Origin of the sequence: Actinokineospora baliensis (assembly GCF_016907695.1) — a bacterium.
GTDB lineage: Bacteria > Actinomycetota > Actinomycetes > Mycobacteriales > Pseudonocardiaceae > Actinokineospora > Actinokineospora baliensis.
The window spans coordinates 3,100,494-3,113,441 of the sequence record NZ_JAFBCK010000001.1 but is presented as its reverse complement, the minus strand read 5'-3'; the positions used below and the strand labels follow the sequence as shown (position 1 = coordinate 3,113,441).

The window sequence follows — 12,948 nt, the reverse complement described above, 5'->3', positions numbered from 1 at the left end:
CCAATACATGAATCGGCTCATCTCGATAGCCTGGGACTATGACGCTGCAGCAGCTCGTGTATTTCCTGGCCGTCGCGGAGACCCGGCACTTCACCCGCGCCGCCCACCGGGCACATGTGGCGCAGCCCTCACTGAGCAAGCAGATCAACAGCCTGGAAACCGAACTGGGCGCGTCCCTGTTCACCCGCGCTCGCGGCAACGTGGCTCTTACGGCCGCGGGCGAAGCACTGCTGCCGATCGCCAAGCGCATCCTGTCCGACGTGGACACGGCGAGGCTTGAAGTGGCCGAGCTCGTTGGTCTAAGGCGCGGGCGGATCCGCCTAGGGGCGACACCGAGCGTGTGCGTTGGTGTCCTCGCCGATGTACTACGGCGCTACCACGAGCGGTATCCGGGTATCCGGCTACAAGTGGAGGAGAGCGGGTCCCGGGACCTGACCGCGGCTCTACTAGGCGGCGAGTTGGACCTGGCGCTGCTGATCGTGCCGCCCCAGGGCGTCGAGTCAGCCCTCACGATGACACCCGTCCTGCGGGAACACCTGATGGTCGCGTCGTCGTCCACCGCGCCCGCTCTCGCGGACAGCGTGCGACTGGAGTCGTTGCGCGACGAGCCCATGGTCATGTTCCGCCGCGGGTACGACCTGCGCGAAACGACGCTGCACGCCTGTCGGGAAGCAGGGTTCGAACCGGCACTCGCGGTGGAGGGCGGCGAAATGGATGCCGTGCTGCGGTTCGTCGAGGCCGGACTGGGCGTGGCCCTGGTGCCCAGCCTTGTCCTACCCGGCCGCCCTGGCCTGCGCGCGACGCCTCTGGCGGGCACCACGATCCGTCGCACGATCGCCTTGGCGCACCGCACCGACACGCCACCCACGGCGGCGGCGCGGGCCTTCCGCTCGACGCTGTTCGGCCACATCGACGGCCTGGTCGCCGCCAACGCGCTGCCACCCGGTGTGGAGCCCCTGCGGTGACTACCAGCCCTCCGGGGGCTCCACGAACGACTTGCCCACGTCACGCACGAGGGACATGGCCCGGCGGGCCCAGCTGTCCGTGGCCGCCGCCATCCCGCAGGTGGGGGTGGCGACAGCGCGCTCGGCGAGAACCGAGCGGGTGAACCCGAGCCGGTCGACCAGCGTGAACGCGGGGCTCGCCGCCTCGCGGAGGGTGAGGGCCCGGCCGGGGTCGGTGCTGGGCACCACGCCGAGGAACAACGTCGTCCCGGCGTCCCACACCTCGCCAACGGCGTCCCACGTGGCCGCTCCGGCCTTGGCGAGCAGGCCGACGTCGAACGCGACCGCCCCGGCTCCCGCGGACCGCAGGAGGGCGAATGGCGGCCTCGGCGCGCAACAGTGGACGATCACGGGCTGACCGGTGGCCGCCGCGGCCGCCTCGACCACGGCCGCCAACACGTCACGGGCCTCCGGCTCGGCCACCGCGGGCACCGTGCCGTACCCCGAGGGGGTGGGCAGCGCTCCGGCGAGGACGGTCGGCAGGCTCGGCTCGTCGAGCTGCACGACCACCGGCGCCCCGATCCGCCGACGCACCTCCGCCACGTGCCTGGACACGCCCTCACCCAGCGATTCGGTGAACTCCCGCAGCGCGCCGCGGTCGGTCAGGACCCGGTGCCCGCGCGGCAACTCCAGCCCAGACGTCAAGGTCCAGGGGCCCGCGACCTGCACCTTCACCGCAGGCGGCGGGCTGCCCAGCCGCTCGACGGCCTCCTCGAGGGCGTCGAGGTCCCGCCGGAGGAGGTCGACGGCGCGCCGGTGCTCCAGCCCCGGCCGGGCGGTCACCCGGTACCCGGACGGCACCAGCTCCACCGCCAGGTCGACCAGCAGGGCGGCCGACCGCCCGATGATGTCGGCCCCGAGCCCCCTGGCCGGGAGTTCCGGCATGTGCGGCAGATCGGGCAGCTCACCGAGAACGGTGGTGGCGGCCTCGACGGGGTCGGTGCCGGGCAACGAGCCGATCCCGGTAGCGGTACCGGGCGACCAGGGTGCAGTGCTCACGGCGTGCAGTCTGGTGGATCGTCTCCGGGCGCCGCACACCCACCGCCGCGGTTAGCATCGGCGGTCGTGGACCACACCGATGTCGCCGCCGCTGCAGCCCGCATAGCACCGCACATCCGGCGCACGCCGCACCTGCGCACCGAGGTGAACGGGCAGCCCGTGGTGCTGAAGCTGGAGCACCTGCAACGCACGGGCTCCTTCAAGTTCCGCGGCGCCCTCAACGCGCTTATCGGCGGCCCGCAGCCCACCCACGTCGTGACGGCCTCCGGCGGCAACCACGGAGTGGCCGTCGCCACCGCGGCCCAGGTGTTGGGCCTGCCCGCGACTGTCTACGTGCCCGAACGCGCACCAGAGTCCAAGACCCGGCGCATCGAGGCGGCGGGAGCGAAGCTAGTGCGCCACGGCGCTACCTACGCGGAGGCTTCGGCGGCAGCGCTGACGGAAGCAGCCGAGAGCGGGGCGCGGTATGTGCCCGCCTATGACGACCCGTTGGTCATCGCGGGGCAAGGAACGTGCGCGGCCGAAGTGGTGGCGGACGTTCCGGAGGTGGACGCGTTCGTGGTCGCCGTCGGTGGCGGCGGGCTGGCAGCCGGGACTGTCCTGGGGAGCCGCGGGCGGTCAGTGGCGTTGGTCGAGCCCGTCGACTGTCAGGCCATGCATGACGCGCTAAAGGCGGGAACGCCGGTCGATGCGGTGGTGAACTCGGTGGCCGCCTCGGCCTTGGGGGCCTCGCGCGTGGGTGCCTTGCCGTTCGACGTGGTGCGGCACGGGGAAGTGCGGTCCATCCTGGTGAGTGACCAGGAGTTGCTGGCCGCACGCGATCTCTTGTGGGAAGAGTTCCGGATAGCCGTGGAGCCCGCGGCGGCGGTGCCATTGGCGGGATTGTTGAGCGGGCAGGTGGACGGGAAACTCCCCTGCTTGGTGATCTGCGGGGCGAACAGCGATTGGGTGCCCGCCTAAGAGCGGCTCCCGGGCGGCTGGGTGAGTGGGGTGACTCCGCCACCCACCCAGCCCGGGGGTTAAGCCCGCATCACAGTGGCAATGGGGATCCTGGCCGCACGGATGGCCGGGAAGAGCCCGCCCAGTACACCCGCGATAAGACCGGCCACTACGCCCGCCACGCCCGCTTCCCACGGGAACGCGACGTTCTGGAGGCTTGGTCGGCTGTCACCGAAGAAGTACCCGGCGGCCTGTAGGCCCACTATCCCGGTCACTACGGCGGCAGCTGCCGTAAGAAGCCCGGTGAGGAGGGTTTCGGCTAAGACGATGCCCGCCAACAAGAGGCGAGGTGTGCCCACTGCGCGCCGAAGGGCGAGTTCCTCCACCCGTTCGCCGATGGTCGCCAGGCCCACGTTGAGGATGCCCGCCACACCGATAAGAAGCACCAAGGCAGCCATGGCGTAGAAGATCCAGCGCATCAGGTCCAGCTGACTACCGATGCGCTCGCGTGAGTCGATCGTTCGGAAGTAGAGCTGGTTGCCGAGATCCGGCCCCAGCTTGGAGCGCAACGTCGGCCCCACGGTCACCGCTGAAGGCGACATGAGGATCGTCATGCTCTGCGAGCCCATGGAGGACGCGGGGAGCCAGTTGAGCAGCTCGTCGGCGCGGACGTAGGCGGTGGGCTGCATGTTGCCATCGTGGACGGTCCCGATGACGCGGGGCGTCGGGTGCGGCGAACCGGGGTCGGCCGAACCGCCGTAGGCGGAACCGATGCGCATCTCGGCGGGGAGCTGGTACTGGGTGAACGCCAACGCGGCTTCCCGGTTGAGCACCAGCCTCGGCGACATCGACGGGTCGCCCGCGAAGTCGACCCACGAGCCCGCCTCGGTGTGGAACGGGCGGAACTGCCGGATGTCACCGGTGATCCCCACCAGCTGCACCTCGACGGCGTTGCCGCGCGGCAGCGGCTTCTCCGAGCTCGGCTCGGCGTAGCAGAACCCCTGCGGTGTGCAGATCGTCTGCATCGGCGGGCCCGCCTGGTCGGCGTAGCGCAGGGGCATGCCGCCGGGGTTCACCGGGGTGAGGCCGGGTTCACCGATGATGGCGGCGGTGGACAGCATGCCGACGGCGTCCTGCCGGTCGCGCACGGTGTCGAGCACCGCTGTCGCGGCACCCTCGCCCGAGGGGACGCTGACGACCACGGTGCCGTCCTTGCCCTCGATCATCTCGATGTCCTCCAGCAGCGCCCGGTTCGCCAGCACCGACCCCGCCTGCACGGCGATCACGGCGAGCACCCCGAGGAACAGGCTGATCATCGACAGGAACGTGCGCAGCTTGCGCGCCCGGATGCCCTGGCCGCCGATGACCAGCGCGGAGCGCAACCGCCCGGAGAGCGCCATCAGCCGAACACCCCCGCCCGCTCCGGCACCAGCCGCCCGTCGCTGAGCCGCACCACGCGGCCCATCCGGTTGGCGTGCGCGTGGTCGTGGGTCACCAGGATCAGCCCGCAGCCGCGGTCGGTCGCCGCGTGCAGGACGTCGATCACCAGCGCGCCGGTCTCGGTGTCCAGCGCCCCGGTCGGCTCGTCGGCCAGCAGCACCCTCGGCTCGCGCACCAGCGCCCTGGCGATCGCCACCCGCTGCTGCTCGCCGCCGGAGAGCCGGGCGGGCCGGTGCTTGGCCAGGTGCGCGATGCCGACCTGCTCGAGCGCGGTCATCACCTTGGCCCTGCGCTTGCGGCGCGGCGCCCACCCCTGCCCGTTGACCAGCGCCATCGCCACGTTCTGCATCGCGGTGAGGTGCTTGAGCAGGAAGAACCGCTGGAACACGAAACCGAACTCCTGGCTGCGCAACCGGGCCGCGCGGCGCTCGGGGATCCGGGTGATGTCGCGGCCGTGCAGCAGGTACTGGCCGCCGTCGGGGCGGTCGAACAGGCCGATGAGGCTGAGCAGGGTGCTCTTGCCGGACCCGGAGCGGCCGAGGATCGCCACGCTCTCGCCCGCGCGCACGGTCAGGTCCACACCGGACAGGATGGGCCTGGGCTCCCCCTGCCCCTTCAACGTCTTGGTGACGCCGTTGATCTGGATCAGCGGCGGCTGGATCGGGGACGCGGTCACTTGCCCGGCACCCCGTTCTCCTGCGCGGGCTTGGGCAGGTCCGGCCCGGGCACCGCGAGGGTCTCGGTGCCGGTGAGGCCGGACTTGATCTCGATGACCTCGCCGTCGCTGAGCCCGAGGCCGACGTCCTTGCGCTGCCGGTCGCCATTGGGGTCGAGGACGTCGACCTTGCCGGTGCCCTGCTTGCCCGCCACCGCCTCCACCGGGGCCACCAGCACCTGCTTGGCCTGCGCGGTGATGACCTCCAGGACCACCTCGGCGCCGTTGATCAGCCGGACGCCGGCGGGCGGGACGCACACCAGGCGCATGCCGGTGGACTCCGACGGCGTGCGGGAGTCCTTCTCCGGCTGCGGTTGCGGCACCTGGGGCGGGATGGGCTGCGCGGGGTCCGCGGGGTTCGCCGCGGGCGGCACCACCGGCGCGGGCGGGTCCGGGATCGTGCCCGGCGGCAACGCCGCCGTGGTGCCGAGCACCGCGCAGTCGAACGGCCCAGGGCCGCTCTTGATCTGCGCGCGCACCGCGCCCAAGCCGTCGGCGAGCGCGTAGGCCTGCGCGCCGTCGATGTCGGCGACGATGCCGTAGCCGCCGTACTTCGCCGACACCACGGGCATTCCGGCGGTGACGGTGGTCTTGTCGTCGACGAGCCTGCCCGCGAACGTCGAGCCCGCCGGGACCTCGACGTGCGTCGGCTTGCCGTTGACCCACACCGCGCCCACGCGGGTCGGCTTGGTCGGCGTGCCCTTCTGGTCCTTGACCTCCAGGTAGCGGATCTGGCCGTCGACGGGCGCCACCAGCCCGAAGACCGGGTTGAGCGCGACCTTGCCCTTCAGGCTCACCTTGGTGGTGAGGTCCTTGCGGGTCAGCGTCGCCGTGGTCATCGTGCTGCCGCGCTCGGCGAGGCCGGGCACGGACGGGCCCGCCGTCGAGGTCGAGCACCCCGCGATGACCGCGGTGGCGGCGAGCGTGGCGATGAGCAGCCGTGGGTTCACCGGTACCCCCAAATCCCCATGTCGTGACCGGTACTGGCACGCACTATACACACGGTGAATAGTAGATCTCGGGGTGGCCTCACCCAGCCCCCGCACTGACGAAGACTCCGCGAACGGCCCTGGGGTTGCACGATGTGCGCGGGTCGCGGCGAAATCGCCGGTCCCCGCCTGCCTAGTGGGCCGCGGGGGTGACCAGACCCGTGCGCACCGCGTAGAGGGCCGCCTGCGTGCGGTCGTGCAGCCCGAGCTTGCCCAGGATCGCGGTCATGTGGGACTTCACCGTCTTCTCCGACAACATCAACACACGGGCGATCTCCCGGTTCGAGTTGCCCTGCGCCACCTGGGAGAGCACCTCCAGTTCGCGCGCGGTCAACGAGGACCCGCCCGGCCTGGCCTCCCCCTCCGCCAGCAGGCGCGCCACATCGGGGTGCAGCAGGACGTGCCCGGCGTGCACCGAGCGCACGGCCGCGGCCAACGCCAACGGGTCCACGTCCTTGAAGACGTACCCGGCGGCGCCCGCGCGCACCGCGGGGACGATGCCCACCGGCTCGGTGAAGCTGGTGATGACCAGGACCCGCGCCTTGTTGCCCGCCGCGCGCAGCGCGTTGAGCGCGTAGACGCCGTCGGTGCCCGGCATGCGCAGGTCGAGCAGCACCACATCGGGTCTGAGCTGCTCGGCGGCGGCGAAACCGGACGCGCCGTCGGCCGCCTCGCCGACGACGGTGATGTCGTCCTGCAGGTCCAGGAAGGTGCGCAACCCCTGGCGCACCACAGGGTGGTCGTCGACCACGAGCACCCTGATCCGCTCATCCCCCAACGGGCACCTCCAGCCGTACCGTCGTCCCCCCGGGGCTGGTCGAGGTGACCCGCAACCTGCCCCCCGCGGTGTGGGCCCGCTCCCGCATCGAGGTCAGCCCCAACTTGCGCTCGCGGCTGCCCGCCACGTCGAACCCGACGCCGTCATCGGTGACCTCCAGCACCACGACCCCGGAGTGCAACCGCAGGTCGACCTGGATGTTGCGGGCGCTGGCGTGGCGCAGCGCGTTGTGCAGCGCCTCTTGCAGCACCCGGTAGACGGCCTCCTCCCTGGTCGTGGTGAGCCGGGGCACCTCGCCACCCCTATAGACGATGTCCACCGAGTGCACCCGGTTGAGCAGGTCCGCCTGCTTGCCGATCGCGCTGTCGAGCCCGTCGCCCGCCAGGTCCGGCGGGCGCAGCCCCACGAGCGCGGCGCGCAACTCGTCGCTGACCTCGGCGGCCAACGCGCGCACAAGGTCGAGTTGGCCCGCTGCGCGCGCGGCGTCGCGCCTGGCGAGGGCCGCGGCGGACTCCGCGGCCAGCCGGAGGCTGAACAGCTTCTGGGTGACCGCGTCGTGCAGTTCGCGCGCGATCCTGGTGCGCTCCTGGACGATGGACAGCTCTCTGGCCCGCTCGTGCAGCCGCGCGTTGACGATCGCGATGGCCGCGTGCGCCGCCAGCAGCGCGAGCAGCTCCTCGTCCTGGTCGGTGAACCCGCCCTCCTCGGTCTTGTTCGCCACGAAGATCTCGCCGAGGACCTCGTCGCCGTCGGTGATGGGCATGCCGAGGAAGTCGGTGAGCACGGGGTGCGCCTTCGGCCACCACTCGAACCGGGGGTGGGCGCGGACGTCGTCGAGGCGGACCGGGTTCGGGTCGTGCAGCAGCACCCCGAGCAGACCGTGCTGGCGCGGCACCGGGCCGATCGCCGCCCACTGCTCGTCGGTGACGCCGTCGGCGAGGAACTCGGCGAAGCCGCCCGCCTCGTCCGGCACGCCGAGCGCGGCGTAGCGGGCGCCGACGAGCCTGCGCGCGGAGGTGAGGATCGTGCGCAGCACCTCGCGCACCGACAGGTGCGTCGCGACCGCCAGCACGGCGGCGCTGACGGCGCGCAGTTCGTTGCTCCCGATCCCGGTCACGGGTTCACGGTACCGAGGTGGGCCGACGAAACCGCTGGTCCTAGGACCAAAGTCGGAGGGAAGTCCCATCTCGGGTCTGATGGCAGGTCCGGTGGTGGTGCCTACCGTCGGTGGTGGGCCGGGTGTCCGGTCTTCGTTGGAGGGAAGGGGAATCCCGTGCACCAGTTGGCCATCGTCACCGGCGCCTCCCGGGGGTTGGGGCGCGCCATCGCCACCGGTCTCGCCGAGGCCGGGTGGGACCTCGTGCTCGACGCCAGGGGCGCGCCCGCGCTCACCGCCGTCGCGGACGCGCTGCCCGGCCGGGTCAGAGCGCTGCCGGGCGACATCACCGACCCCGACCACCGCGAGCGGCTGGTGGCCGCGGCCGACGAGCTCGGCGGTGCCACCCTGGTGGTCAACAACGCCGGTGCGCTGGGCCCGACCCCGTTGCCCGGCCTGGCCGAGTACCCGGTCGACGCACTGCGCGAGGTCTTCGAGGCCAATGTGCTCGCGGTGCTCGGTCTCGTCCAGGTGGCGCTGCCCGGGCTGCGCAGGCGGGGCGGCGCCGTCCTCACCATCACCTCGGACGCCGCCGTCGAACCCTACGAGGGCTGGGGTGGCTACGGCGCCTCGAAGGCGGCGGTGGAACTGCTCAGCAACGTGCTGTCCAAGGAGGAACCGGCCATCCGGGTGTGGTGGGCCGACCCGGGCGACCTGCGAACCCAGATGCACCAGGACGCCTTCCCCGGCGAGGACATCACCGACCGCCCACTCCCGGAAACCGTCGTCCCCGCCGTCGTGCACCTGGTGTCCACCCGCCCGGAATCCGGCCGGATCCGCCTGCCGGAGGTGGCGGTATGACCGTCGAACTCACCCTGCCCGGCGGCCTGGACGCCCACGAACCCCCCGAGGCGCGCGGTCTCGCCCGCGACGGGGTGCGGCTGCTGGTCAGCGACGGCGGGGAGATCAGCCACCACCGGTTCAGCGACCTGCCGTCGGTCTTACACGCGGGCGACGTGCTCGTGGTCAACACCTCTGGAACCCTGCCCGCGTCCGTGGCGGTCACCGGCGGACAGCTGAAAGTGCACCTGTCCACCCAGAACCCCGACGGGACCTGGCTGGTGGAACTGCGCTCGGGAACGGCCCCCTACCCGCACGGCACCGCCGGGGACCGCTTGGACCTGGCAGGCGGAGCGTCCGTGGTGCTGCTGCGGCGGTACTCACGGGACCGGCTATGGGAAGCGGCGGTCCGCCCCGGCCCGTTCACGACGGTCAGCGCCTACCTGGGGGCGTTCGGAGAACCGATCCGCTACGGGTACGTGCCCCGCGCGTGGCCGTTGCGCTACTACCAAACGGTCTTCGGGGTCGACCCGGGCAGCGCGGAAATGCCCAGCGCAGGCCGCCCCTTCACCGACCGCCTGGTGACCCGCCTGGTGGCCGCGGGCGTCCAATTCGCACCGGTGCTGCTGCACACAGGGGTGGCGTCACCGGAGGCACACGAGCGGCCGTACCCGGAGTGGTTCCGCGTGTCGGCGGAAAGCGCGGAGGTGGTGAACACCGCTCGAGCGCAAGGGCGGCGAGTGATCGCAGTGGGGACGACGGCGGTGCGCGCGGTGGAGTCGGCGGTGCGCGGTGGGGTGGTGCGGGAGGCGTCTGGGTGGACGGAGTTGGTGGTTACGCCGGAACGGGGGGTGGCGGTGGTTGATGGGTTGTTGACGGGGTTCCACGAGGCGGGGGCGTCGCATGTGGACATGTTGGTGGCGGTGGCGGGGAGGGGGGCGGTGGAGAGGTGTTATGGGGAGGCTGCGGGTGGGGGGTATCTGTGGCATGAGTTCGGGGATGTGAACCTGTTGGTGCGGTGAGGGGTCGGCTCGTCGCCTGGCGGCGACCTCGCGACCCGATCCGTAGTAGTGCGGTGTGCTCGATGGGGCGAACCTGTTTTGCGCGAGGCCCCTGCGCCGCCCGTGGCAGGACCGCAAAGCTGGGGCCGAAAAGCGTGGCCCTGCAGCGCACAACGCTACGGGCACCGCTCCCCCACGCAAAACAGGTCCGCCCCATCGAGCACTTGGGTGGGCGGCTTCCGGGAGCGGTTGTCGGGCTGGCGGGGTTGACTCGGTGGGCTGGGCTGGCGGGGTCGGTTCGTGGTTGTGCGGTGGGCTCGATGGGGTGGACCTGTTTTGTGCGGGGCCCCTGCGACACCCGTGCTGGGCCTGAAAAGCTGGGGGCCAAAGGGACGGCCCAGCCAGCCGCCGGTCAGGCTACGGGTGCCGCTCCCCCACACAAAACAGGTCCACCCCATCGAGCAGAACATGCGGGCAGCTTCCGAGGAGCGGTGGTGAAGCTGGCGGGGTGGGCTCGGGGGGCTGAGTTGGGTGGGCCGGCTCGGGGGTCGGGTTGAGCGGGCTGACTCGGGGGGCTGGTTTGGGCGGGCTGACTCGGGCGGTTGGGTTGGGCGGGCCAGCTCAGGGGGCTGGGCGCGGCGGCTCGATGGGGCGGACTTGTTTTGCGTGGGGTGGCGGCAGTCGTAGCGTTCCTGCGCGGACAGGGCCACGCTCTTCGGCCCCAGCTTTGCGGTCCTGCCACGACTGGTGCAGGGGCCCCGCGCAAAACAAGTTCGCCCCATCGAGCAGTTAGAGGCAGCGGCCTCCAGGAGCAGCGGTGAGGCAGGCAGGGCTGGCCCGGGCGGCTGAGTCCGGCGGGCCAGCTCGGGGGCTGGGTTGGGTGGGCCAGCTCGAGGGGCTGGGCGCGGCGGCTCGATGGGGCGGACTTGTTTTGCGTGGGGTGGCGGCAGTCGTAGCGTTCCTGCGCGGACAGGGCCACGCTCTTCGGCCCCAGCTTTGCGGTCCTGCCACGACTGGTGCAGGGGCCCCGCGCAAAACAAGTTCGCCCCATCGAGCAGTTAGAGGCAGCGGCCTCCAGGAGCAGCGGTGAGGCAGGCAGGGCTGGCCCGGGCGGCTGAGTCCGGCGGGCCAGCTCGGGGGCTGGGTTGGGTGGGCCAGCTCGAGGGGCTGGGCGCGGCGGCTCGATGGGGCGGACTTGTTTTGCGTGGGGTGGCGGCAGTCGTAGCGTTCTGCGCGGACAGGGCCATGCTCTTCGGCCCCAGCTTTGCGGTCCTGCCACGGGTGGCGCAGGGGCCCCGCGCAAAACAAGTTCGCCCCATCGAGCAGTTAGGGCGAGCAGGAGCAGTGGCGGGGTTAGGCGGTGGCAGCGAGGTTGATGGTGTTGGGGGTGGGGGTTTCGGCGTAGAGGTCGGTGATGGCGGTGGCGTATTTGTCGGCTATGGGTTTGCGGCGGAGTTTGAGGGTGGGGGTGAGTTCGTCCCCGCCGGGGTGCCAGTAGGTGGGGAGGATGTGGAAGCGTTTGACCTGCTCCACTCGGGACAGGTGTTGGTTTCCTTCCCGGACCGCGTTGGCCACCAGGGCGCGGATTTCCGGGGACGCCGCTAGAGCCTCTGGGGTGGTGGGGAGGTTGTGCCGGGCCGCAAGGGCCACAGCGGCGTCTTGGTCTAAGACGACCAGGGCGGAGATGTAGGGGCGGTTGTCGCCGATGGCTACTACTTGGCTGATGGCGGAGTTGGCCGCTTTGATGGCGTTCTCGATGTTGGTGGGCGACATGTTCTTGCCGGAGGAGGTGATGATGAGTTCCTTCTTGCGGTCCACGATGGACACGAACCCGTCCTCGTCGATCTCGCCGATGTCTCCGGTGTGCACCCAGCCGTCGGGGTCGATGGTGGCGGCGGTGCGGATGGGGTCGTTGCGGTAGCGGAGCATGACCGACGCGCCGCGGATGAGGAGTTCGCCGTCGTCGGCGAGGCGGACTTCGGTGCCGTGGACGGGGGTGCCGACGGTGCCGCGCTTGTTGAGGCCGATGCGGCCGGAGGTGCCCAGGCCCGCGGTCTCGGACATGCCCCAGATCTCGTAGACGGGGATGCCGATGGCCCAGAAGAACTCCAGGGTCGGCACCGGGATGGCGGCCGCGCCGGAGGCCGGGACCTTGGCCTCGGCGAGACCGAGGCGGGCCCGCAACCGACGCAGCACCAGGCGGTCGGCGACCGCGTACCGGGCGGCCAGGGTCAGCGACCAGGGCGCGCGCAGGTGCCGCTGCCCGATGTCGATCGCCCAGGTGGCGATGGCGCGTTTGACCGGGCTCGGTTCGGCGGCGATGGCCGATTCGATGGCGAGCTTGAACTTCTGCCACACCCTGGGCACCGCGAAGAACAGGTGCGGCCGGGCGTCCGGCAGCGCGGTCGCCAGGTCGCGGGGGTCGGCCACCGAGGTGACCTGGGTGCCGAACAGGATCGAGGCGTAGTGCGAGGCGACCCGGTCGGCGATGTGCGCCGAGGGCAGGAACGAGAGCACCCGGTCGCCCGGGAGCAGTTCGAAGGCCTGCTTGACCGCCTGGGCGACGGCCATGACGTTGGCGTGGGTCAACTCGACGCCCTTGGGCGGGCCGGTTGTCCCCGAGGTGTAGATGATGGTGGCGACGTCGTCGGGTTCGACCGCGCGCCAGGCGGCGTCGAAGTCGAAGTCCGGTGCGCCGCCCGCCTCGACCTCGGCCAGCGACTCGGCGCCGTCCACCGCGCCGTCCACGCATACCAGGCGCAGGTGGGGCACCGCGGCCAGAAGAACCGGCACGAACGACCGTTCGGTCGCCACGACCTCGTTGCCCGCGTTGGCGAAGACGTGGGCCAACTGCTCTGGGGTGCTGGTGTTGTAGACCGAGAACGGCAGCGCCCCCAGGTGCAGGGCGGCGGTGTCGACGAGGTGGAACTCGGGGCGGTTGGTCAGCATCAGCCCCACCGGCTCGCCGCGCGCCACCCCCAGCGCGGACAGTCCCGCCGCGATGGTCCTGACCCGCTTCGCGTACTCGCGCCAGGTGATCGACACGACGCCCCCGGGCGTGCGCAGCGCCACCTGGGCCGGGTTGATCTGGGCGATCTCCTGGAAGGCCGCGCACAGCGTCGGGTACTCGTCCACCGCGACCGCCTC

Annotated in this window: 11 protein-coding genes; 4 read left to right on the top strand and 7 right to left on the bottom strand. The window is 71.5% G+C overall.

Going from position 1 to position 12,948, the window contains the following annotated elements; genetic code table 11:
• Positions 1 to 38 precede the first annotated feature (38 nt).
• Positions 39 to 965, top strand: coding sequence for a LysR family transcriptional regulator (locus JOD54_RS14915; RefSeq protein ID WP_204451111.1), 927 nt, complete (start codon positions 39 to 41; stop codon positions 963 to 965).
• On the opposite strand, the gene JOD54_RS14910 is transcribed toward JOD54_RS14915, so the two are convergent.
• A complete protein-coding gene (locus JOD54_RS14910) occupies positions 966 to 2,003 on the bottom strand; it encodes a methionine synthase (RefSeq protein ID WP_204451110.1) in 1,038 nt (345 codons plus the stop codon). It abuts the gene before it with no gap.
• A 66-nt stretch (positions 2,004 to 2,069) separates the two neighbouring features.
• Between JOD54_RS14910 and JOD54_RS14905 the strand changes: the two genes are divergently transcribed.
• Positions 2,070 to 2,963 (top strand): serine/threonine dehydratase, encoded by an 894-nt coding sequence (locus JOD54_RS14905; RefSeq protein WP_204451109.1) that lies wholly within the window; start codon positions 2,070 to 2,072, stop codon positions 2,961 to 2,963.
• A 59-nt stretch (positions 2,964 to 3,022) separates the two neighbouring features.
• Here JOD54_RS14905 and JOD54_RS14900 read toward each other — a convergent pair whose 3' ends face one another.
• From JOD54_RS14900 to JOD54_RS14880, 5 genes are all read right to left on the bottom strand, one after another.
• A complete protein-coding gene (locus JOD54_RS14900) occupies positions 3,023 to 4,342 on the bottom strand; it encodes an ABC transporter permease (RefSeq protein ID WP_204451108.1) in 1,320 nt (439 codons plus the stop codon).
• Positions 4,342 to 5,058, bottom strand: a complete 717-nt coding sequence (locus JOD54_RS14895) for an ABC transporter ATP-binding protein (RefSeq protein ID WP_307860044.1) — start codon at positions 5,056 to 5,058, stop codon at positions 4,342 to 4,344. The genes JOD54_RS14900 and JOD54_RS14895 overlap by 1 nt, the downstream gene beginning before the upstream one ends.
• A complete protein-coding gene (locus tag JOD54_RS14890; RefSeq protein WP_204451107.1) occupies positions 5,055 to 6,047 on the bottom strand; it encodes an efflux RND transporter periplasmic adaptor subunit in 993 nt (330 codons plus the stop codon). The genes JOD54_RS14895 and JOD54_RS14890 overlap by 4 nt, the downstream gene beginning before the upstream one ends.
• Positions 6,048 to 6,219: 172 nt before the next feature.
• Positions 6,220 to 6,864: a response regulator gene (locus JOD54_RS14885; protein ID WP_204451106.1), complete on the bottom strand. Its 645-nt coding sequence runs from the start codon at positions 6,862 to 6,864 to the stop codon at positions 6,220 to 6,222.
• Positions 6,854 to 7,981 carry a GAF domain-containing sensor histidine kinase gene (locus JOD54_RS14880; RefSeq protein ID WP_204451105.1) on the bottom strand — a complete coding sequence of 376 codons (1,128 nt, stop codon included), beginning with the start codon at positions 7,979 to 7,981 and terminating at the stop codon, positions 6,854 to 6,856. The genes JOD54_RS14885 and JOD54_RS14880 overlap by 11 nt, the downstream gene beginning before the upstream one ends.
• A gap of 156 nt (positions 7,982 to 8,137) precedes the next feature.
• Between JOD54_RS14880 and JOD54_RS14875 the strand changes: the two genes are divergently transcribed.
• Both JOD54_RS14875 and JOD54_RS14870 read left to right on the top strand, forming a co-directional pair.
• Positions 8,138 to 8,821 carry an SDR family NAD(P)-dependent oxidoreductase gene (locus tag JOD54_RS14875; RefSeq protein WP_307860041.1) on the top strand — a complete coding sequence of 228 codons (684 nt, stop codon included), beginning with the start codon at positions 8,138 to 8,140 and terminating at the stop codon, positions 8,819 to 8,821.
• Positions 8,818 to 9,822 carry an S-adenosylmethionine:tRNA ribosyltransferase-isomerase gene (locus JOD54_RS14870; protein ID WP_204451104.1) on the top strand — a complete coding sequence of 335 codons (1,005 nt, stop codon included), beginning with the start codon at positions 8,818 to 8,820 and terminating at the stop codon, positions 9,820 to 9,822. Before JOD54_RS14875 ends, JOD54_RS14870 begins: the two co-directional genes overlap by 4 nt.
• 1,332 nt (positions 9,823 to 11,154) lie before the next feature.
• Here the strand turns inward: JOD54_RS14870 and JOD54_RS14865 are convergent.
• Complete coding sequence (locus JOD54_RS14865; RefSeq protein WP_204451103.1) at positions 11,155 to 12,936, bottom strand: AMP-dependent synthetase/ligase; 1,782 nt, start codon at positions 12,934 to 12,936, stop codon at positions 11,155 to 11,157.
• Positions 12,937 to 12,948: the final 12 nt, after the last annotated feature.